We start from the raw sequence: 21669 nt of genomic DNA on the forward strand, positions 1-21669 counted from the left end.
AAATATAGCAAGAATTTATAAAGAAATTAAAAGTTAAAATAAATCATATTTCAACATCTGTAATCACCTTTTCGTCGTAAATAATGTAAATCAAAAGCTTATTATTATGAAGAAAATTTCAATTTTATTACTAGTTGCCCTCACTTTTTCTTGTGTTTCAAAAAAGAAGTACTTGGCTTTAGAAAAAGAAAATGGTGAGATTAAAAGTGAATTACAAAAAACAAGAATAGCTAAAGAAGATTTAGAAGCTAATTTTGATAAAATTCAGGCTAGAGTTGATGCCTACAACTCCAAAATAGCAACACTTAAACAAGAAAACGACACAAAGTTAGATGCTGTTGGTAACGTTGCTGTTATATCGAACGATACTAAAGTAAAAATGCGTGAAACTTTAAAAAATGTTGATGCTAGCAAATTAAGTGGTGCTAAAACACTTAAAGATTCTATGAATTTAGCAGTGGCTTATAATCTTAAAAAGACTATTAACGAAAGTAATATTAACGAAGATGAAGATTTTGCTGTAAACATTAACGAAACAGTTGTAATGATTTCTATTGCAGATAATATGCTTTTTAACTCTGGAAGCTACAGATTGAGTTCTAAAGCTGATACCGTGTTACAAAAATTAGCTGATGTTATTAACTCTGAGCCAAGTTTAGATGTAATGGTTGAAGGTCATACGGATTCAAGAACTATTAATACTGCAAACATCTCTGATAACTGGGATTTAAGTGTTATGAGAGCCACTTCTGTAGTACGTAAACTTCAAGAAAAATATAGCGTATCTCCAGAAAAATTAATTGCAGCTGGTAGAAGTAGTTACCAACCTATTGCTGAAAACAATTCTAGAGAAAACAGATCTAAAAACAGACGTACAAGAATTATTATTCTTCCAAACATTGATAAGTTTTTTGCTTTAATGTCTGAAAACGATAATACAATTGCCGAAAACAATATATTAGATTAATTTAATCCATTACTAATATTATAAAAACACCCCTTTTGAGGTGTTTTTTGCTTTAGGCAACATTCCAAATTGATTTTACTTCTTCACAAAGGATTTCAATATCTGTCATTGCTTTAGGTAAATTGTTAGGAGTTTGAATTACCTTCTCACCGAATACATCTATTGAAAGGCATAGTTCTTCTATGACTTCTTCACCTTCTCCAATTACAACCTCTTTAAGGTATCTATATACAAGACTCGAAATATACCTTGATTGTTTATTATCAAAAACATTGCTTTTTGAAATATGAACTTTCACAGCACCTACATAAGTTTTTCCATCTAACTTTAGCTTATAAATAACATCAGGAGAAATAATAATTTCAACTCCATTTATTATTATAGACTTTGTTTCTACTTTTTTTATAACTTCATGTGGTACATCTTTAAGTAAATGAGGAAGTTTAATTTTTACAAAACGTTTCAAAGCTTCTAACGAAACTTCTCTATCCAAAACCTGTCTAGGTTTCTCTGGTTTTCTAAGTTTTAATTCTTCAATTCCACTTAATATAGGTTCTAAATCACAATTATTTGCAATTGCCTTTCTAATTCTTGCTTTTGGTAATTGATACCAAGCAACCATAAACTTATTTGGCTGTTTTTGTTGTTTAATGATTCTTCTTTTACCAGCTTCAGTTGCCTTAGAAAAAGCAGCTAATTGATTAATCGATATTACATAATTACTTTTCATATTAAATTAAATTATTTCAGAGTTATAATAAACTCTAGTTATTAACATTTTAAGAAAATAGTTGATAAATTATAAGAGTCATAAAGTCTTATGTTATAAGCTTTAACAACTATTTCTTTATTTATGGAAATATTTAACTTGGCAGAAATAATCTAATTTCGTTTCTTTGAAGAAGAAATGGGAGATTGATAAGTCTCTTATTTTGCTATTAATCTATTAAAATTCGGTGGTCAGCCAATTTATAGAAAAAATTATCAAGAGGGATATTTCCAGTATCCCTTTTTTTGTGTTTTTTATTATCTCTTTTTTTTAAATTATTTTATTAATTCAACTCTTTTAATATAAGTATCTCAATACATTTAACTTGTTGTATTATAATAACTATTCCATAAATTTTTTAAAAACCACCTCTATAGAGGTGGTTTTTAAAAAATTTGGGGTTCCCCCTTGCGGGGGAACAAACCCAATGGTAATGCTAATTATAATTTGCAAAATATAAAATTTTTACCCTTCGCAACTTGTACACTCTTTCTTTTGCTTAAACTTCTGTGCTGCATTCATACTGTGTTGGTAATACAATGATTTAACACCTAATTTCCATGCGTTAACATAAATTTTATTAATGTCTTTAACTGGCATATCTGGGTGTACCATAATGTTTAAGGATTGCCCCTGGTCTATATGGTTTTGCCTGTTTGCTGCCTGATAAATAATGGTCATTTGATCAATTTCAGAATATGTTTTAAATACATCTTTCTCATGCTCTGTAAGTCCTTCTAAATGTTGAACAGAGCCATCGTAATCACGAATACTTCTCCATATTTCTGGCGTATTCATTCCTTTTTCTTCTAAAAGCTCTAATAAAAAAGGATTCTTAATAGTCGTTTTAATTTTTGCGATGTCCTTTACATAACTATTTGACCAAATTGGCTCAATACCTTGTGATACCTGCCCTAAAATAAAAGCAGATGATGTTGTTGGAGCTACAGCATTTAAAGTTGTATTACGTCTTCCGTAACCTTTTAAAACTTCTGGCTCTCCAAATAATTTTGCTAATTCTACAGACGCTTTGTTTGATTTTTCTTGAATGGTTTTAAATATTTCACTATTTAAATTAAAAGCTTCTTGACTATCAAAACCTAGCATTTTAGATTGTAATAATGAGTGCCAACCTAATGCTCCCATTCCTAAAGCTCTATTTTCTTTCGAAAAATTATAGGCTTTCTCCATAAACATGAATGTTTGTCTATCATCACGATCTGTTGAGTCTCTATACACTTCTAGTTTAGTGATAAATTCTTCTAAAACTGCATCTAGAAAATATACCATGGTTTCAACAGCATCGGTATCTTTCCATTTATCATAATGCAATAGATTTATTGAAGATAATACACATACAAAAGACCATTTTTCATTTGTAGGCAACATAATTTCTGAACATAAATTACTTGCGTAGATTTCATGTTTTTTATCTTGGTAACAATCTGGCGCAGCATTATTCGCATTATCTCTAAAGAAAATATAAGGGTAGCCTATTTCTCCCCTACGTTGTAAAACTTTTGCCCAAATCGCTCTTTTATCAGTATCACCATCAATCATTTCTTGCATCCACTCATTACCAACTGTAACACCATGTGTTAACTCTTGAATTGGATTACCTTCTGTTCCTATTTCTAAAAACTCATTTATATCATTATGCTCAATAGGCAAATACGGGGAAAAACGACCTCTTCTAACAGAACCTTGACTTACAACGTCTACCATTTTTTCAAACAGTTGCATAATATGAACTGCTCCTGACGATTCTCCATTATTTTTTACTGGAGCTCCTCTATGACGAAGTTTACCAAAATAACCAGAAGTACCACCTCCTAACTTAGACATCATACCTACTTCTGATTGTGTATAAAGGATATCTCCCATATCATCAGAAATATGCGAACCAAAACAACTAATTGGTAAACCACGTTTTTTACCAAAGTTAGACCAGACAGGTGAAGCTAATGAATAGTAACCCTCTGCCATATAGCCATAAAACTTATCTGCAAATCCATCTATTTTTAAGATTTTCTCTGCATTGTTAGCTATTTCCCTGATACGTTCTTCGGGTGTTGTATCTTCTGTAAGATAACCCGATGCCAAAAATTGACGACTATGCTCTGTTAACCATTTTATTTCTGGTTCTGACTTTGCTTCTTTTATAGTCTCTTTTCTGGCTTTAATTAATTCATCGTGGTTAGAGGTTTTTGTTGCTTCTTGACTCAATTTTTGTTCAAGGTCTGGATTAATGTGGTTGCTCATAGTTTAAAATAGGTCGTCACTGGTTATACTTTTTGTTCTTTTACTATAGTTGATGGAACGTTTCACGAAAAAATCTCCATGTTTTGTTCCTATAATTTCATCATCGAACCATTCGGTTTGTGCTATTAATGATTCGTTAACTTCAAATACTTTTTCAATGCCAATACTTTCTAAAGAATTATTAAATCTATTTTTCAAAAATTCATTAATAACCTCTTTTGGTAAGAAATCTAGTTCTCCTGCTTCAAAAATCCAATCGACAAGTTTGCTTTCAGACTTAAAAGCTTCTCTACACAATTCTCTTACTACAATACTATGTTCTTCATCAAACCAAGTTGGGTTTTCATCCTTAATAATTCTAATAATATCAATTCCAAAATCTCCATGAATTTGCTCTTCTTTAGAAGTTGCCTCAACAACATTCGAAACACCTTTAAGCATGTTTTTATGCTTATTGAAAGCCATGATTATTAAAAACTGAGAAAACAAAGACACATGTTCTATAAAAAGCGAAAACAATAAAATAGATTCTGAATACTCCTTATTATCCTCACTTTTAGCATTTTTCAAAGCTGTTTCTAAATAATGAACACGTCTCATTATTACAGGTTTTTTCTTTAAGTTTTTAAACTCATTATTAAGACCTAGTATTTCTAATAAGTGAGAATAGGCATCGTGGTGACGTACTTCACTTTCTGCAAATGTGGCACCTACAGATCCTATTTCTGGTTTTGGCATTTTATGATAAATGTCTCCCCAAAATGATTTAACGGCAACTTCAATTTGCGAAATAGCAAGCATTGTATTTTTTATAGCATTTTGCTCGACTATAGTAAGTCTTGTTTTAAAATCTTGAATATCGCTCGTAAAATTAAATTCTGAATGAATCCAATACGAATGTCTTATCGCATCTACATACTCATAAAGCGCAGGGTATTCGTAAGGTTTTAAATTTATACGTTTTTCAAAAATGTTTGTTTTTCTACTTCTTGCCTGCTCGTCTCTATATAAAATGTATGCTTTTGCTACACTAGGAAAAGAGCTTACCATTAGTTTTTCTTCTACAAGATCTTGCACTTCTTCTACCGTAGGCAAATATTTATGATCTTGTCCTTTTCGTTCTAACAAGGTTTTCAAAACATCTACAGAAATTGTATTTGCATCTTCTTTTGTACCATTCCCAACAGAAAGCATTGCTTTTTCAATGGCATTAGAAATTTTATTTAAAACAAACGGGCTTGTTTCATAATCTCTTTTTATAATCTGAGTGATTTCCATAAAAATTTTAATTTAAAAGATTAAATATTCATTAGAATATTAGTGCTATTTCTAAATTTATTCAGTAATCTCCGTAAAACTGGTTATAATTCCCTTTGAAAAAAGGTAAAATGAAAAAAAAATTGATATTTTATTTTTCAGAATGAAAAACAAAAATAGATTCTGTTTTTTGTTCTCAACAAAGATTGCAAAATGATTAACACGATTTAAGAAACTCAATGAAACCTTTTCAACAAGTTTTTAACAATGCAAAATCTTAAACAAAAAAAATGACTTACCAAAATACAAAACACATTGTATTGATAATCAATTGTTTATGGTTAAAATACTAGAATCTCAAAAGGAATTCAAATAAAAGATTTACATGCCTCTCAAGCCTTATTTTTACAGCTAGTAAGCGTAGTTTTTTAAAAGTTTTTAGCAACTTTTTCTAGTTCCATATACCAATCTTCACCAAACTTTCTTATGAGCGCTTCTTTTACAAATTTGTAGATAGGAATTTGTAATTCTTTTCCAAGAGCGCATGCATCATCACAAATTTGCCATTTGTGGTAGTTAACTGCAGAAAACTCACTATAATCTTGAACCCGAACTGGATATAAATGACATGAAATTGGTTTTTTCCATGACACTTCGCCCTGATTATAAGCTTCTTCAATACCGCAAAGCGCCACTTTTTTATCATCAAAAATAACGTAGGCACAATCGGCTCCATTAATTAATGGTGTTTCTAATTCACCGTCATCAGTGGTAATAAATGTACCCTGAGATTCAATAACATCAATACCTTCTTGACGTAAAAAAGGCTTCACTTTAGGATAAATGGCTTTTAGAATTTCTGCTTCATCGGCATCAAGAGGAGCACCAGCATCTCCATCAATACAACACGCACCTTTGCATGCCGATAGATTGCACATAAAATCCTTTTCAATAATGTCTTCAGACACTATAGTCTTACCTAACTGAAACATAACATTTCTATTAAAATAGTTTACAAAAATAGACAAACTTTGCCTTTAATTTTTAAGATAATTAGTTATTAATACTATATTTTTGTGGAAAACCAAGGATTCCCTAAAACTGGATTTCTTAATTTTAGGTTTCCGTATTCACGAGAATGACAATTCAATAGGGGGTACAAAAATTTGCAAGACCTTTTTCTAATATAAAATGTTCTAATTATGCAGTTCAATTTTAAAGAAATATTCACAGTTTTCATGGTATTGTTTGCAGTAATAGATATTGTTGGTAATATCCCAATTGTAATTGATTTAAGAAAAAAAGCTGGGCATATTCAAAGTGAAAAAGCCTCTTTAATAGCAGGAATTATTTTGATTATATTTCTATTTTTAGGCAAAAGCATATTGAATCTTATTGGTATTGATGTAAACTCATTTGCTGTAGCAGGTGCTTTTATTTTATTTTTTATAGCCTTAGAGATGATTTTAGGTATTACACTTTACAAACAGGACGAAAACACTTCCATGACAACTGCTGTTTTTCCTTTAGCATTTCCGCTTATTGCTGGACCAGGAAGTTTAACAACTTTATTATCTTTAAGAGCAGAGTTTAGCATAGAAAACATTATTGTTGCTGTTTTAATGAATGTAATTATTATTTACATAGTACTTAAAACATCTTCTAGAATTGAACGTTTTCTAGGTGCAAATGGTATTAACATTGTCCGAAAGGTATTCGGTGTTATTTTATTGGCTATTGCTGTAAAGTTATTTGCACACAATATAAAAGCATTGTTTGACATAGTATAAAGCCAATAATTGCATTTGGCAAAAAACACCATCTAAAAACATTAAAAAAATATGAAAATTTTTACCATAATTCTTAGTGTAATTGCTTTAGGTTTAATCATTTTTAATTTTACTCAAGTTAATTTTGATGCTCCTTTTGAGGGCGATAGTATTATTGCTATAATTACCATTTTAGCTTCACTTTGTGTAATAGTTATGATGGCTATTTTAAGAACCTCAAAACGTATTGAGGAAAAAGTAAAAGGACGCAAATAAAAAAATTGAAATTTTACTTAAAAAGGGTAACAGTAAAATTCTTTATTTTAGATTCTCGCTTTTAAGGGAATAATAATTTCAATGATAACCCCGAGGCAAAACCTCGAAGAATACTTTTTTTTAATAATTATGTATGATGCTTTAATTATTGGTGGTGGTGCAGCAGGTATGTCTTGCGCACTGGTTTTAGGTTCTGCTAAACCAAAAGCCTTTGCTACAAACAAAGTTATTGGTATTATTACGCATCAAAAAACATCTCATTTACAAACGGCTTTATTCAATAATGTTTTAGGATTAGCTCCAGGAACTACTGGCACTTCTATTTTAGAAAACGGAAAAAAACAGCTTTCAAATTTATATCCTCATATTGAACAAATTAAAAATGAAAAAGTTTTAGAGGTTTCAAAAAGTGATAATTATTTTGAAGTTAGAACAAACAAAAATACGTATCAATCTAAAATTGTGATAATTGCTGTTGGATACACCAATTTAATGACCATAAAAGGTTTAGAACAATACATTGAACCACACCCAAGAGCCGCTATTGAAAAGCATCGTATTTGGTTAAAAAACACAGACCACCTTATTGAAAAAAATTTATATGTTACTGGTACTTTAGCTGGGTGGCGCAGTCAGTTTTCAATGGCCTCTGGTAGTGGTGCGCATGTGGCAACTGATATTTTAACGCTTTGGAATGGTGGAAAACATACTAAAGTGCATGATAAAATTGATATTTAGTCTAATTCATTCCCATCACTCAACTTAATAACCTCATCAATCATAATATCTCTCTGATTGAAAACTTCCTCAAAAGCGCCAATACCAAAAAGCTGATCGGCAAGCGTGGCTTTTATGTATTGTTTTACTTCATTATGATAGGCCACAAAAGTAACTTTAGAATCTGTACGTAAGTTTAAATAATCTTGAAAAGCAAAAACTAAGTCGTCTCCTACTTCAAAGGAGTCTATAAAATCTTGTCTTGTTGTATTATCATAAAGATGTCGGTCTTTTTCTAACTCTTCAAATACAAAATTTCCAAAAAACCCTCGACGCTGTAAAAAGGATAAAGTTTCGTTTTGCATACTATTATCAATAGGCACAAAAACATCAGGAATTATACCGCCGCCGCCGTAAACAATTTTGCCCTTAGGCGTAGTAAATTTTAACGAGTCATCTACTTTTATTTTTTCTGGATCTAAAAGTTCTCCGCTATTTAACCTATCCAAATACTCATCGTAATAATCTTTATTACCGTTAGTATATGGGCGCTGAATTGAACGTCCTGTTGGGGTGTAATAACGAGATACCGTTAAGCGCACCGCACTACCATCGCCTAAATCCATTTCGCGCTGTACGAGTCCCTTCCCATAAGAACGCCTTCCAACAATAGTCCCTTTATCGTTATCTTGTAATGCACCTGCAACAATCTCACTTGCCGATGCCGAGTTTTCATCAATAAGCACATATACTTTACCTTTTTCAAAATCACCTTTGCTTGTAGCAAAACTTTTTTCGACATCACCTCTTTTATTTTTTGTAAACAAAATAAGCTTGTCATCTTCAAGAAACTCATCTACAATTTGTTCTGCAATACCTAAAAATCCACCAGGGTTATCTCGTAAATCTAAAGCAACTTCGGTAGCACCTAAAGCCTCTAACTTTTCAATACCTGCTTTAAATTCTTTGTACGTAGATTCTGCAAAACGGTTAATCTTTATATAACCTAATTTTTCCGTTAACATATAAGCTGCATCAACACTTTTAATAGGAATTTCTCCTCGCTTTACTGTAAAATCCAAAAGTTTAGGTTCACCTCTTCTATATACTTTTAACTTCACTTTAGAATTTATGGCGCCTTTTAATTTCTTAATAATTTCGCCATCTTTTAAATGGCTTCCATATAAAGAATCGCCATTGGCCATAATAATTCTATCACCACCTTTAATACCTGCTTTTGCACTTGGCCCGTTTTCTATAGCACGAATAACCGCTATAGTATCTTTATAAGTGTAAAAACTCACGCCAATACCAACAAAATCACCTTTCATTTCTTCGGCAACACGAGCCATATCCTTTTTAGGAATGTAAACCGAGTGCGGATCTAGGTTTTCTAAAATACCATTTACGGTAACATCAACAATACTATCTGTATCAATATCATCAACATAATCATACTCGATGTAATCTATTAGTCTGTTGAGTTTATCTTTTTTGCTATTTGTAGAAAATAATCGGTCTGATGAATCGTTAAAATCTAACTTTCCGCCAATAAAAATACCGGCTGCGATAGCAACACCTAAAACTAATGGTAAATATTTTTTTTGATATGGCATTATGCTTTTAAATCTTCAATAAGTTCCAATTCTATTCCTGCTTTTTCTAGAAATTTCAATCCAGAATCATCTTTATATGCGTTATTATAAACCACTTTTACAATACCAGCTTGGTGAATTAATTTACTACACTCCTTACATGGCGACATGGTTATATAAAGCGTAGCACCTTTGCAGGATTGTGTAGATGCGGCTACTTTTAAAATAGCATTAGCCTCTGCATGCAAAACATACCATTTGGTGTAACCCTCTTCGTCTTCACAAAAATTCTCGAAACCCGAAGGTGTACCATTATAACCATCAGAAATTATCATCCTATCCTTAACGATAATGGCACCTACTTGCTTGCGTTTACAATACGAAAGCTTACCCCATTCTTGCGCTATACGCAGATACGCCTTATCATATTTTAACTGTTTGTTGTCTGGCATTAATTTTATTTATTTGGGCGTTACCCTCATTTAAAATTCACGTAAGCTTTTAGCTTTATTACAATTCGGGTCAGGCTTTACGTTTCAATCTTTTGCAAAAAAGCAAAAGGATTTTCTCTACAATCCTTAACGCAAAAACTAAATAACGAATATACTGGGTTAGTATTTTAATTACAACGTGAATTCGTTAAAGTTTTACGAAAGTTTATTTGGTTGTTCGGGTGTGCGTTAGGGATAGCAGTGGATAGCCCACAGCGAGGCACGAGCGAGGACTTGCAACGTATAGCCCGACCCTTGTGGTAACGCCCAAACACAGATTTTCTTCTTTTTAAAAGAAATTAAAAAACTAATACGTTAAGTTAAAAAATCGCTATTCAATATCATGGGTATAACCAAACCTACTACAATGGCTGATATTATCATAATCCAATCGCGTTTTGTAAATCTGAAAATAGTTTGCACAACATAGCCTAAAAATAGAACGACAAATACAATGATAACCTGAGCTATTTCTATACCTAAAGCGAATTCTAAAAGTAATATTAGTTTGTTATCTGTATCACCCAAAAGCATCTGGAATTCGCGGGCAAAGCCTAAGCCGTGTACTAAACCAAAAAATAGTGTTGATAAAAACAGGATGCCTACTTTTTCGCGTTGTGCGCCTTTACCAGAAGTAAACACATTAAAAAGTGCAACAATTAAAATGGTAATAGGTATTAAAAATTCTACTATGGTAGCGTTTACGCTTACTACATTGTAGGCTGCCAACACCAAAGAGAGTGTGTGCCCTAAAGTAAATAGAGACACTAGTAATAGTACGCGCTTCCAGTCTTTAAAAACATACGACACTGTTAAAACAATGAGAAATAAAACATGGTCGTAGGCATTAATATCTAGTACATGATTAATACCATATTCTACATTAAACCAAAAATTTTCTAGCATACTAATTAATATTTAGGGTTAATCGGGGCTGACCAAATATACAATTATTGAGACGTTTTTAAAATAGTGCTATATTTTTTACCTAACTGAAAAAGCATTTCCTCTGTAATGTCTTCTAATAAAAACGAATGTTTCCACTTCCAATCTTGCCTCGCATAAGAGTCGTTAATACTTTTTGGCCAGCTATTGGCAATATCCTGCCTGTAATCTGGCGCATAATTAATTTCAAACTCAGGGATGTGTTTTTTTATAGATTCTGCAACTTCTTTTGGTGTAAAACTTATAGCCGCCATATTGTATGACGACCTAATTTTTATATCTTTTGCTCTAGCCATCATAATATTTATGGTTGCTTTTATGGCATCGTCCATAAACATCATAGGCAACTCGGTGTCCTCTTTTAAGAAGCACTTATATTGTTTTGTTTTTACGGCTTCGTGGTATATTTCAACAGCATAATCTGTGGTACCTCCGCCTGGCATGGTTTTCCAGCTTATAATTCCTGGGTAACGAATACTCCTCACATCAACATTGTATTTATTAAAATAATATTCACACCAACGCTCTCCTACTTGTTTGGTAATACCATAAACAGTTGTAGGCTCCATTGTCGTGTATTGGGGTGTGTACTCTGTTGGTGTTGTTGGTCCAAAAACCGCAATACTTGATGGCCAAAATATTTTTTTAATAATCTTATCTTTTGCTAAATTCAAGACATGAAATAAAGAATCCATGTTTAAATTCCATGCTTCTTCTGGAAATTTCTCCCCAGTTGCACTTAACATGGCGGCCATTAAGTACACCGTATCAATATTGTACATTTCAACACATTTTTTTACGCCTTCATAATCTTTTGCATCTAAAGTTTTAAAAGTTCCAGAATTTACTAGGTCTGAATTATTTCGATTAATATCCGTAGCAATTACATTTTCCTCACCATACATCTGCCTTAGCTTATATGTTAATTCTGAACCAATTTGCCCACCAGCACCAATTATTAATATTTTTGAGCTCATTAAACTGCTTTTTTATAGAGATAATTCAAAAATAATAAGTTCTTATTGATAATACTTCATTTATAATGTAAAATATTATTAATTTCATTTTTTATTAATTGATTAAAAAATAAACAATTACTATATATTTGTACCACATTATTTTAAATGAATCATAATGCATATTAAAATCTTAACACTTTTAAGTTTTCTAATTTTATTTTCGGCTTGTAAAAAAACTCAAGAAGACGTTTCCGAAAACCAAATTGAACAAAATAAGAGTCATGAGATAGCTGAGACAGATATTTCTAATTTAAAGTATGTTGAATATATTTTAGATTTTAAAACTGAAGATATTATTGAAGATTGGCAAGAATACGTTCAATTAGAAGAGATTATTACTAATATAAAAAAGGGAGATTTAGTTTATTTTAAGGATAATGAGAAAGTTATTCAGTTACTTTTAAAAGAATTAAAACAAAATATTCCTGCACCCTTAAAGTCGGAATCTATTAACTCTAGAATTTTAGTTTTAGAAACTAAGCTTCTTAAACTTGAAAGTTTATCAAACTTAACGACAACTAGCAAAGAAGAACTTCTTGACAGTATAAAAGAATTTTTAGTAGCGTTCTCCAATTTAAGTTTTCAAATGAACAAAAAAGTTGAATTTGATAACCGATCTATAGAAAAGCCTTAATGAATAGTTCTAACTTCAATTATTTTTTTAGTTGAATTGTCTGCATTAACTTATGTTTCTGTGTCTCACTAATTTGAATTAAAAAAACCTAAATCAAATACATTTCTTTATTCATGTTAAATTTTTCTTTTTAGGAAATCTAAAAAATAATAAGTATATTTAAAATTACTTTAAAATTTAAAAACTATGGGAATAAAGAGTTTTCAAGGGGCTAGGAGACAACAGGGAAATGATGAAGATGATACCCTTTTAACAGTTAATGATTATATGACAAGGGATTTAATAACGTTTACTCCGGAACAAACTATTGAGAATGTTATGCAATCATTAATTAAAAATCGAATTTCTGGAGGTCCAGTAATTAATAACCGAAGTGAATTAATTGGAATAATTTCTGAGAGTGATTGTATAAAACAAATTAGTGAAAGTCGTTATTATAATATGCCAATGCAAGATATGACCATTGAAAAATACATCACTAAAGATGTGGATACTATTGATGGTAATATGAATATTTTTGATGCTGCGAGTCTATTTGCTGAAAGTCCTAGACGCCGTTTTCCCATTGTTGAAAACGGAAAATTAGTGGGGCAAATAAGCCAGATGGATATACTAAAAGCCGCTATGAAATTAAAAGGACAAAACTGGAAATAAAATAAAGTCTATCATTAACTTATTAAAAAGCTTTTGATTCATTTGTAATCAAAAGCTTTTCTTTTTTTATACACGCCCATGTTTTGGTTTTAAAGCATCTGGGCTATCTGTTATCAATATTTTATCTTTTCCTTTTGCGGTAACCGAAGCAATACTTGAATAATTATAATCCTTAACTGGGTTTTCTAACTTTACCCAGTTAACATACCCAGCAACTATAATGCGTTCTCCAACTTCTACAATTGCCTCTTTATAACGTAGCTGTTTGTTAAAACCAAATAAATTATCAGTTTTAATATTATGTACTTTTAAAAGCGATGCAAATTCTGGAGTGAGTTCTTTAAACAAACTCGAACTTGCTTTTTTATCGGTTACTAAATAGTCATAATAGTCTTTAGGTGTTTTGATAGGTAGAACAACAATACGCTCGCCTGTTTGTTCAATAAAAAAATCTTGAATACGTTCTTCACTAACAATTGTTTTCCATCTTGAGTTTTTACCAGAACTCACTTTTTTTTGAATCTGCATTTTATAAAAAACACATTTGCGTTTACTTAAAGGTGCTATTAATGGATCTTCAATATTTAAGGCCTTACCTTCAATTTTAGAATACGTTTTGGTTTTTAAACTTCCTATGCGTTGACTTTGAAGATTCTTAAGTCGTCTTAAAATAATTGTTTTGGGGCTATAAAAATAAATCAGAAAAGCAATTATAGCAAAAACACTAATGGCTATAACAACAATAAATGGTGAACTCATTTTTTTAGTTTAAAAGTTTTTTGGTAACACTTATAAGTATAACGCTTAGCAAAAAAGTTACAGTAAAATTACTCCCTTTTTACAAGCGCATAAAAATCGTTCTCTAAAGGTAAATATCCCTGATCGTAAATAAAGTAATAAATAGTACCTGCTTTAGTGGTATAAATACTTGTGAAATAATTAAAATCGAAACCGTTTTGAATAAGTTTTGTTCTTGTTGTTTTTGTTTTTTGTTTGGGGTTTAAAGTTTCTAAAATTCTCCAATTTTTTCTTAGCCTATTATTTATATTACGAATCAGGTTTTTAGAATCTTTATTAATGGTGTTATTATAAGCATTTCTGCAATAATCACTACAGAATTTTTTATCACTTCTGCCTACTAATTTCTCACTACATTCTAAACAAACTTTAGTCATAATTTTCATTTTTGGCACTTATATACATTGAGGGACAAGCCCATTAATTTTAGATATTAAATTTAGTAAAAATTATCCGTTTACAAACGATTAAAACCTCCACCATAGACATATACTTTTTTATCTGTTCTGTTCATACAAAATACTATTGAAAATTTTGGTGTGTTTTGAAACGTGATTTATACGGTGTTTACCACCAAGTAAGCGAAAAGCATTTAGAGCGTTTTTAGATGAATATAGTTCACGTTTTAATACTAGAGACTTATCTAGTCAGGAGCGTTTCGAGAAGTTTTTGGTTGATAGTGAAAGTATATTAACTTATAAACGACTAACTACTTAATAAAGTACAATGTATTTCGTCGATTGAATGTTTATAAAGTTGTTAGTAAATATGTTAAAAAAGTTAAATTTATGTATTTCAACTGATTTTTAATACATTTCATCATTTTCTTGTTAGTTTTTTCGCCGAAATAGTTGTATATTTGTACTGTCAATACACAAAGTGTAAAGGACGTGGTTGCCCACAGAACCGTAAATGTGGACCTCATTCACCGAAATGGGGTTTTTTTTTACAATAAACTTTCATTATAAGTATTATAGTCCCATTCAAAATCTTTATTTTTTGTTTTACCTACATGAAATGCAGTAACTAAAAGTAAATCTTTACTAACTGGTTTTAAAATAACAACAAAGTTTTTTTCTTTAAACCAATAGTGTTTTTTTAAATATCCTTTATCTTTCTTCTCGAAATATAAAATCTTTTCACTATCCCTTTGTGCTAAAACGCACTTCGTCCAATGCATTTTATTAGCCCTATCCTTATCAAAAACTCTTGGCCTACCATAAGTTTGTTCTCTTGTTATTAGATGAACGAATGTTTCAGGCATACCTTCAAATCCTTTAACCCATGATTTTTGTGGCTTTAAAGTAATTTTGCGTCCATCAACTTCAACATAATCATTCACAAAATCATCCCTATATATTTCATACATCTGGGCAATCTGTTTTTTTGTAGGTTTTGTTTCATCTAAATCATCAAATAGATAATCCAAATCATCTAAATCAATCATTTGAAATAGGTTTTATTTGAAAATCATGAATAAAAAACTTAGTATCCCAAGGCTCAGTGCCATCATCCAACAGATATCCAGAAACATCCTCTATATAATCAATAATCTTCTTTTTTACAGGAGAAGCATTGTCTTTTAAGTGTTCTTTTCTTGCTTTGTAGCATATTGCACCAATAAAAAAATCTGTAAGTTGTAAAAACTCACTTTCATTTGAATGGATATGCTGAAAGTGCTTAAAAGGAGGATTGTTATTGTAAATTATATTTAATTCTTTTTCTAATAAATCAAGTCTCGTCTTCCCTCTTGTGTCTTTAACATCGAGATACACCCTGTAAATATCACTATCGTGAGATGACTTATCATTAAGTAAAATCTTTAGTGTTTTATAATAGTAACTGTTTTGGTCTTCTCTATTATATCTAGCACTACCTAAATTTTTCTTTTTCTTTATTAGAACGCTCCTAAATTCAATATCACTTCTAAAAAAGAAATCTACCAATTCTTTGTATAAATCCCATCTTGACATAGAAAGTTTGTTCCACTTAAATTCCATAGGGTTTCTATGAGTAAACTTAATGGATTTTAAAACCCTCTTCAAATCCTCGTAATTATCTTGTGAAACTTTTGTATACCCAATACACATTACTTCTGAATCGTCATTTTCTAAATGACAACTTTCATCAATATATATATTATATGTTTTATCCATATATGAGTTTTGTGTAAATATAACTACAAATTTACATTATATTTACATCATGAACAAAGAAGAAAAACCAAAAGAGTACAACGATAAGTTAAAAATCAACACCTCTTTAGACGACGTATTAAAGGCTTCCGTTCCTAAGCCTAAAACAAAGGAATAATACGCTCATTGATAAGTGAGAGTTTATCTAGCAAGATGCTTGTTTCTGGGAATTACTGATTTAGCGGTGGTCAAAGGAAAGTTTTAAACGTCTTACATTCTTCAAAAAAAAGCACGTTTCTAAGTGCGAGATTCTATTTTATTTGTTTGTCCCTTGTTGTATATAGATGCCGTCATAATTTTCATTTTTTATAAATATATGCATTTTACATGAATTAAACTTTTTAATTATAACTTACAATTAAAACGATTTAAACGACTACAATTATTTACAAACGAACACAAACGTTTACTAACCGATTAAAACTTTTAAAGTATCACATATTTGCAGTGTCGAAACATAAGAACTCGATAGTATTAACTGTTTAACAATTAAAATTTAAAATTATGAACACACTTAGAAACAAAGTACAGTTGATTGGTAACTTAGGAAACGATCCTGAAATCATCAATCTTGAATCAGGAAAAACATTAGCAAAGTTTAATATTGCTACAAACGAAAGCTACACCAATAATAAAGGTGAAAAAATAACAGATACACAATGGCATAATATCGTGGCATGGGGAAAGACAGCACAAATTATTGAAAAATATGTAACTAAAGGCAAAGAGATTGCTATTGAGGGTAAATTAACTTCAAGAAGTTATGACGATAAAGATGGGAATAAACGCTATATCACAGAAATTGTATGTGGTGAATTGTTGATGTTGGGTAAATAGAATCTTTTTTGTCCAAAATGTTTTTTAAACGAGACTCTTTTTAAGAATCTCGTTTATTATTTTACATTATCAATATTAAAATAGCCACCCTTATTTTCTGTTCTAGCTAAAGATTGATTGATAATTAAATGCGCTACATTAATCATGTTTCTAAGTTCACAAAGCGATGTGGTTATTTTTGATTCTTTATATAAATCTTCTACTTCATTATATAGTAAATCTAAATGCTTTATAGCGCGTTTTAAACGTTTATTGCTTCTAACAATACCAACATAATCACGCATTAATGCTTGTAATTGCTTTAAATTGTGTTGAATTAATACGTACTCTTCAGGAATAACAGTTCCTTCATCATTCCAATCTGGAATATTAATATTTAAAGACTTATTATCATTTTTAGAAAGCGACCTAAAAATATTGTGTGCGTATACCAACGCTTCTAATAAGGAATTTGAAGCTAATCTATTGGCACCATGCAGCCCCGTTCTAGAACACTCTCCACAGGCAAACAAATTATCGATAGTTGTATTTCCTTTTTTATCTACTACTACACCACCACATAAATAATGAGATGCAGGAATTACAGGAATCCAATCGGTTTTTATATCAATATGATGTTCTAAACATTTTTTATAAATATTTGGAAAGTGCTTTTTAAAAGTATCGATATCTAAATGTGTGCAGTCTAAATAAACATTAGGCTCACCAGATTTTTTCAATTCGCTATCAATGCTTTGAGATACAATATCGCGTGAAGCCAACTCTGCACGTTCATCATAATCAGGCATAAATCGATATCCCTTCTTATTTCTTAAGTAGGCTCCAAAACCTCTTACAGCTTCAGATATTAAAAAAGAAGATTCTCCTTTTGCTTCATATAATGCAGAAGGATGAAACTGTACAAACTCCATATCTTTAATACGTGCTTTGGCTCTATATGCCATAGCAATACCATCGCCAGTAGCTATTACCGGATTTGTAGTATGCCCATAAACACAACCAATACCTCCAGAAGCCAACAATGTACTATTCGCTTTTACAGTAAATATTTCTCCTGTTTCTTGATTTAAAACATAAGCACCGTAGCAGGCATCTTTTTTAGGTTTTTGATGCTCTAAATGATGATTTGTTATTAAATCGATTGCAAAATGATATGGTAGTAAAGTGATATTTGATAACTGATGTGTCCTATGTAATAAGGCTCTTTCAATTTCGTAACCTGTTATATCTTTATGATGTATTATTCTGTATTCCGAGTGCCCTCCTTCTTTACCTAAATCAAATTTACCAGAGTCGTTCACATCAAAATTTGCGCCCCAAAGCAATAATTCTTCTAATCGGTCTGGACCTTCTTTAACCACCATTTCAACAACAGCATCTTCACAAAGACCATCTCCAGCTATTATAGTATCTTTTATATGTTTTTTAAAAGAATCTTCTTCTTTGTTTATAACAATTGCCACACCGCCTTGAGCGTATTTAGTATTTGATTCGTCTTCGCTTGCTTTGGTAACGATTACTACGTTTCTATCAGGAAACTTTTCTGCTATTTTAACAGCAAATGTTAACCCTGCAACGCCTGAACCTATAACTAAATAATCAGTTGTTACCATATTATTTTGACAACTCTAACATACGTTCAATAGGTAATAAAGCGCGTTCTTGTATAGCTTCTTCAACATTAATTTGTGGCGACTCATTAAGTAAGCAATCATATAATTTTTGAAGCGTGTTCATTTTCATGAAATGACATTCACTACAAGCACATGTATTATCTTCTTTTGCGGGTGCTGGAACCAATTCTGTGTTAGGCATTTCTTGTTGCATTTTGTGCAAAATACCAGCTTCGGTTGCTACAATAAATTTTTGGTCTTGATGCTCTTTTACATAATTTATCATTCCGGAAGTAGACCCAATATAAGTAGCGGTATCTAAAATATGTGTTTCTGATTCTGGGTGAGCTATAATTTTATAATCTGGATATTTTTTATGAAGCTCTATCAATTTATCCATAGAGAATGCTTCATGAACAATACAACTACCATCCCAAAGCAACATGTCTCTGCCTGTTTCATTAATAATATATTTACCTAAATTTCTGTCTGGCGCAAATATAATTGGTGTTTCCTTTGGAATAGATTCTACAATTTTTAAAGCATTTGAAGAGGTACAAACAATATCGCTTAAAGCTTTAATTTCTGCAGAACAATTTACATAAGTAATCACTACATGATTTGGATGTGCTTTAGTAAATTCTTCAAAAGCATCAGGAGGGCACGAATCTGCCAATGAACACCCTGCTTCCAAATCTGGTAATACAACTGTTTTGGTTGGATTTAATATTTTAGCCGTTTCTGCCATAAAATGTACCCCTGCAAATACAATAATATCGGCATCTGTTTCTGCTGCTTTTTGTGATAAACCTAAACTGTCTCCCACATAATCTGCGATATCTTGTATTTCTGGTACTTGATAATAATGTGCTAAAATAACGGCGTTCTTTTCTTTTTTAAGGCGTTGTATTTCTTTTACTAAATCCATTTTAAAAAATCTTCAGAATAATTGCTAAAACTATAACATTGAAACGACAATATTAAGCTTTAATAGCTAAATTCTGAATATCCATTTGAATTTGATTCAAAACTGTTTCGCTTTTTTCTAATTCATTTAAAACACTTATTTTAATATCTTCAAATGTATGCTTGAACCCATTAAATAAATTTTGATAGTACAAAACACCTATTTTCATATTCTGAGTAAAGGCTTTCAAATACTTTTCTTCTTTTTTGTTCATGGAAATTTTAGCATCCTCCAATTTATTTTTTAAGAAATCTATATAAATATGTAATTCTTTAACAAATAGGTTTGGACGGTCTGCATTTGACACCATATTTGCTCTTCCATAAATATGGTCTGTAATATTTTGAAGACTCATAATTTTAGAATAATAAGCCATATTAGGCCCTGGGCAAATGGAAACACCTTCGCCCTCAGTTTTTGTATCTAAATTATATTTTAATAAAGCAGATGTCCCAAGCCCCACACAGGTACAAGATTTTTCTGTGATCTTATCAACCGCTTTTTGGTACAAATCTGGGGGCAATCCTTTTTCATCTAGTTCTTTTATTTTTAGATATTGAAATTCTCTAGAGGCTGTACAAATACCTTTCTCTTTAAACTCTTTATTCATGGCCACAAATTTTTTAGGACAAGAACTCCCTGGTCTATTTTTATCCATCAATCTTTGTTTTTCAACATCTTTAGTATTACCCTTTAAATTATTAAACGGCACACCTAATGGAGAGATATCACTTAAATACAAATCTTCTTCTTTGGCTTTTGCTAATTTTTGTAATGTTTTATCATCAACTGTAGTGGCTTCAGGAACCAATAAAAATGGACTTCCCCAACCTACTGAATCTAAATTATAATGTTCTAACAAAAAGCTATGTTCTTCTTGAGTTCCAACACCACCCTGAGCTGTAATTTCTATAGATAAAGGCTCTTTTGGTATAACCCTGTTTTGATTTTTAATTTCATGTTCAAAAACAGATTGTATTGTCTCTCGTAGCACTTCTCTATTTTCTTTAAACTCTTCCAGAACTGGGCCTAACAAAAAACCTTCTGTAGCAAAGGCATGCCCTCCACAATTTAGCCCAGATTCAATTCTATATTCTGAAACCCATAAACCTTTTTTAGCTAAAAATCGCCCTTGAATTAAGGCCGACCTATAATCACTTACTTTTAAAATGATTCGCTTTTTGATGTACCCGTTTTCATCTGGATAAAAATCATCAAATTGCCCCATATAACTATATAACCTTGGATTTAACCCTGCTGAAAGAACGACAGAAGAATTCAATTTGCTTTCTGCAAAACCTCGTAAAGCGGCATGAGCATCATTGTATTTAATAGCTAACTTTTCATCTTTCTTGTAATTATCTTTATCAACTTTGGTCATAATATTTACATCAATATTTCCCATTGTTAAGTTATTTACAGCCCATTCTTTAACATCAGAAAAATTAAAATCTTTTGATGTTAATTTCTTAAACTCTGCCTTTATTTTAGAATTAGAAGGAAGCATATTGATATATGCCCAAAGCTCATCGCTTTTCTCGGCAGTAATATTTTTTAATGACTCAAATTTTTTATCTGCTAAATCACTTATTAAATTTAAATAAGATGTTATTCTTTTTGCTCTAAAATCATCAATTTTATCCGTAATTTCACTGTAGGGAACTTCAAATTTTTCACTATACATTTTTCTTAATTTCTCTAAAAGAATATCATCAACTAAAGAAATTACTGAATCCATACCATATTGTGCCACTTTTAAAGGCGTATCGATTGTAAAACCAATACCCATTACTGGAATGTGAAACGAATGTGCTTTTTTCATATTTATAATTTTACACCATTTAATTTTTGAACGGTATTAACCTACAAAGATATCATGGCCAGCAAGTTTAGAATATGATAAA

22 protein-coding genes are annotated in these 21669 nt (G+C 30.9%); 7 read left to right on the forward strand and 15 right to left on the reverse strand.

What is annotated here, in order from left to right; all coding sequences use genetic code 11:
- Nucleotides 1-106 precede the first annotated feature (106 nt).
- Complete coding sequence (locus Q0870_RS00755) at nucleotides 107-967, forward strand: OmpA family protein (RefSeq protein ID WP_298550166.1); 861 nt, start codon at nucleotides 107-109, stop codon at nucleotides 965-967.
- A 52-nt stretch (nucleotides 968-1019) separates the two neighbouring features.
- Here the strand turns inward: Q0870_RS00755 and Q0870_RS00760 are convergent, their stop codons facing one another.
- The 4 genes from Q0870_RS00760 to Q0870_RS00775 all read right to left on the reverse strand — a co-directional run bounded on the left by Q0870_RS00760 (nucleotide 1020) and on the right by Q0870_RS00775 (nucleotide 6247).
- On the reverse strand, nucleotides 1020-1697 hold the full coding sequence (locus Q0870_RS00760; protein WP_298550167.1) for a hypothetical protein: 678 nt from the start codon (nucleotides 1695-1697) through the stop codon (nucleotides 1020-1022).
- A 504-nt stretch (nucleotides 1698-2201) separates the two neighbouring features.
- The gene (locus Q0870_RS00765; protein ID WP_298550168.1) at nucleotides 2202-3998 is read right to left on the reverse strand and encodes a ribonucleoside-diphosphate reductase subunit alpha; all 1797 of its coding nucleotides are present in this window, start codon (nucleotides 3996-3998) and stop codon (nucleotides 2202-2204) included.
- A 3-nt stretch (nucleotides 3999-4001) separates the two neighbouring features.
- Nucleotides 4002-5276: a ribonucleotide-diphosphate reductase subunit beta gene (locus tag Q0870_RS00770; protein WP_298550169.1), complete on the reverse strand. Its 1275-nt coding sequence runs from the start codon at nucleotides 5274-5276 to the stop codon at nucleotides 4002-4004.
- Between the two features lie 407 nt (nucleotides 5277-5683).
- Nucleotides 5684-6247 (reverse strand): DUF3109 family protein, encoded by a 564-nt coding sequence (locus Q0870_RS00775; RefSeq protein WP_298550170.1) that lies wholly within the window; start codon nucleotides 6245-6247, stop codon nucleotides 5684-5686.
- 210 nt (nucleotides 6248-6457) lie between these two features.
- On the opposite strand from Q0870_RS00775, the gene Q0870_RS00780 reads away from it, so the two are divergent.
- The 3 genes from Q0870_RS00780 to Q0870_RS00790 all read left to right on the forward strand — a co-directional run bounded on the left by Q0870_RS00780 (nucleotide 6458) and on the right by Q0870_RS00790 (nucleotide 8038).
- Nucleotides 6458-7045 carry a MarC family protein gene (locus Q0870_RS00780; protein WP_298550171.1) on the forward strand — a complete coding sequence of 196 codons (588 nt, stop codon included), beginning with the start codon at nucleotides 6458-6460 and terminating at the stop codon, nucleotides 7043-7045.
- 51 nt (nucleotides 7046-7096) lie between these two features.
- Nucleotides 7097-7300, forward strand: a complete 204-nt coding sequence (locus tag Q0870_RS00785) for a hypothetical protein (RefSeq protein WP_298550172.1) — start codon at nucleotides 7097-7099, stop codon at nucleotides 7298-7300.
- Between the two features lie 129 nt (nucleotides 7301-7429).
- Nucleotides 7430-8038, forward strand: a complete 609-nt coding sequence (locus Q0870_RS00790; protein ID WP_298550610.1) for an NAD(P)/FAD-dependent oxidoreductase — start codon at nucleotides 7430-7432, stop codon at nucleotides 8036-8038.
- Here Q0870_RS00790 and Q0870_RS00795 read toward each other — a convergent pair.
- From Q0870_RS00795 to Q0870_RS00810, 4 genes are all read right to left on the reverse strand, one after another.
- Nucleotides 8035-9633 (reverse strand): S41 family peptidase, encoded by a 1599-nt coding sequence (locus tag Q0870_RS00795; protein WP_298550173.1) that lies wholly within the window; start codon nucleotides 9631-9633, stop codon nucleotides 8035-8037. The two genes, Q0870_RS00790 and Q0870_RS00795, sit on opposite strands and share 4 nt — an antisense overlap.
- The gene (locus tag Q0870_RS00800) at nucleotides 9633-10064 is read right to left on the reverse strand and encodes a dCMP deaminase family protein (RefSeq protein WP_298550174.1); all 432 of its coding nucleotides are present in this window, start codon (nucleotides 10062-10064) and stop codon (nucleotides 9633-9635) included. Before Q0870_RS00800 ends, Q0870_RS00795 begins: the two co-directional genes overlap by 1 nt.
- 354 nt (nucleotides 10065-10418) lie before the next feature.
- The gene (locus Q0870_RS00805) at nucleotides 10419-11009 is read right to left on the reverse strand and encodes a HupE/UreJ family protein (protein WP_298550175.1); all 591 of its coding nucleotides are present in this window, start codon (nucleotides 11007-11009) and stop codon (nucleotides 10419-10421) included.
- A gap of 44 nt (nucleotides 11010-11053) precedes the next feature.
- Nucleotides 11054-12025, reverse strand: a complete 972-nt coding sequence (locus tag Q0870_RS00810) for an NAD-dependent epimerase/dehydratase family protein (RefSeq protein ID WP_298550176.1) — start codon at nucleotides 12023-12025, stop codon at nucleotides 11054-11056.
- Between the two features lie 157 nt (nucleotides 12026-12182).
- Here Q0870_RS00810 and Q0870_RS00815 point away from each other — a divergent pair, with 157 nt between their 5' ends.
- Both Q0870_RS00815 and Q0870_RS00820 read left to right on the forward strand, forming a co-directional pair.
- Nucleotides 12183-12701: a hypothetical protein gene (locus tag Q0870_RS00815; protein ID WP_298550178.1), complete on the forward strand. Its 519-nt coding sequence runs from the start codon at nucleotides 12183-12185 to the stop codon at nucleotides 12699-12701.
- A gap of 186 nt (nucleotides 12702-12887) precedes the next feature.
- The gene (locus tag Q0870_RS00820) at nucleotides 12888-13355 is read left to right on the forward strand and encodes a CBS domain-containing protein (protein ID WP_298550180.1); all 468 of its coding nucleotides are present in this window, start codon (nucleotides 12888-12890) and stop codon (nucleotides 13353-13355) included.
- A 66-nt stretch (nucleotides 13356-13421) separates the two neighbouring features.
- Here Q0870_RS00820 and Q0870_RS00825 read toward each other — a convergent pair whose 3' ends face one another.
- The 4 genes from Q0870_RS00825 to Q0870_RS00840 all read right to left on the reverse strand — a co-directional run bounded on the left by Q0870_RS00825 (nucleotide 13422) and on the right by Q0870_RS00840 (nucleotide 16309).
- Entirely contained in the window at nucleotides 13422-14114 is a 693-nt protein-coding gene (locus tag Q0870_RS00825) for a hypothetical protein (protein WP_298550182.1), read from the reverse strand.
- Nucleotides 14115-14182: 68 nt separating this feature from the next.
- Nucleotides 14183-14530, reverse strand: coding sequence for a hypothetical protein (locus Q0870_RS00830; protein WP_298550184.1), 348 nt, complete (start codon nucleotides 14528-14530; stop codon nucleotides 14183-14185).
- A gap of 569 nt (nucleotides 14531-15099) precedes the next feature.
- On the reverse strand, nucleotides 15100-15600 hold the full coding sequence (locus tag Q0870_RS00835) for a hypothetical protein (protein WP_298550186.1): 501 nt from the start codon (nucleotides 15598-15600) through the stop codon (nucleotides 15100-15102).
- The gene (locus Q0870_RS00840) at nucleotides 15593-16309 is read right to left on the reverse strand and encodes a DUF3800 domain-containing protein (RefSeq protein ID WP_298550188.1); all 717 of its coding nucleotides are present in this window, start codon (nucleotides 16307-16309) and stop codon (nucleotides 15593-15595) included. Before Q0870_RS00840 ends, Q0870_RS00835 begins: the two co-directional genes overlap by 8 nt.
- A gap of 543 nt (nucleotides 16310-16852) precedes the next feature.
- Here Q0870_RS00840 and ssb point away from each other — a divergent pair.
- Complete coding sequence (gene ssb, locus Q0870_RS00845; protein WP_298550190.1) at nucleotides 16853-17185, forward strand: single-stranded DNA-binding protein; 333 nt, start codon at nucleotides 16853-16855, stop codon at nucleotides 17183-17185.
- A gap of 56 nt (nucleotides 17186-17241) precedes the next feature.
- Here ssb and nadB read toward each other — a convergent pair whose 3' ends face one another.
- From nadB to Q0870_RS00860, 3 genes are read right to left on the reverse strand one after another with little or no spacing between them, the layout of a single operon-like run.
- Complete coding sequence (gene nadB, locus Q0870_RS00850) at nucleotides 17242-18798, reverse strand: L-aspartate oxidase (protein ID WP_298550192.1); 1557 nt, start codon at nucleotides 18796-18798, stop codon at nucleotides 17242-17244.
- Between the two features lies 1 nt (nucleotide 18799).
- On the reverse strand, nucleotides 18800-19726 hold the full coding sequence (gene nadA / locus Q0870_RS00855) for a quinolinate synthase NadA (protein ID WP_298550194.1): 927 nt from the start codon (nucleotides 19724-19726) through the stop codon (nucleotides 18800-18802).
- A 52-nt stretch (nucleotides 19727-19778) separates the two neighbouring features.
- Nucleotides 19779-21587 (reverse strand): hypothetical protein, encoded by a 1809-nt coding sequence (locus tag Q0870_RS00860; RefSeq protein WP_298550196.1) that lies wholly within the window; start codon nucleotides 21585-21587, stop codon nucleotides 19779-19781.
- Nucleotides 21588-21669: the final 82 nt, after the last annotated feature.

It is taken from the genome of uncultured Algibacter sp. (assembly GCF_947487575.1).
Lineage (GTDB): Bacteria > Bacteroidota > Bacteroidia > Flavobacteriales > Flavobacteriaceae > Algibacter_B.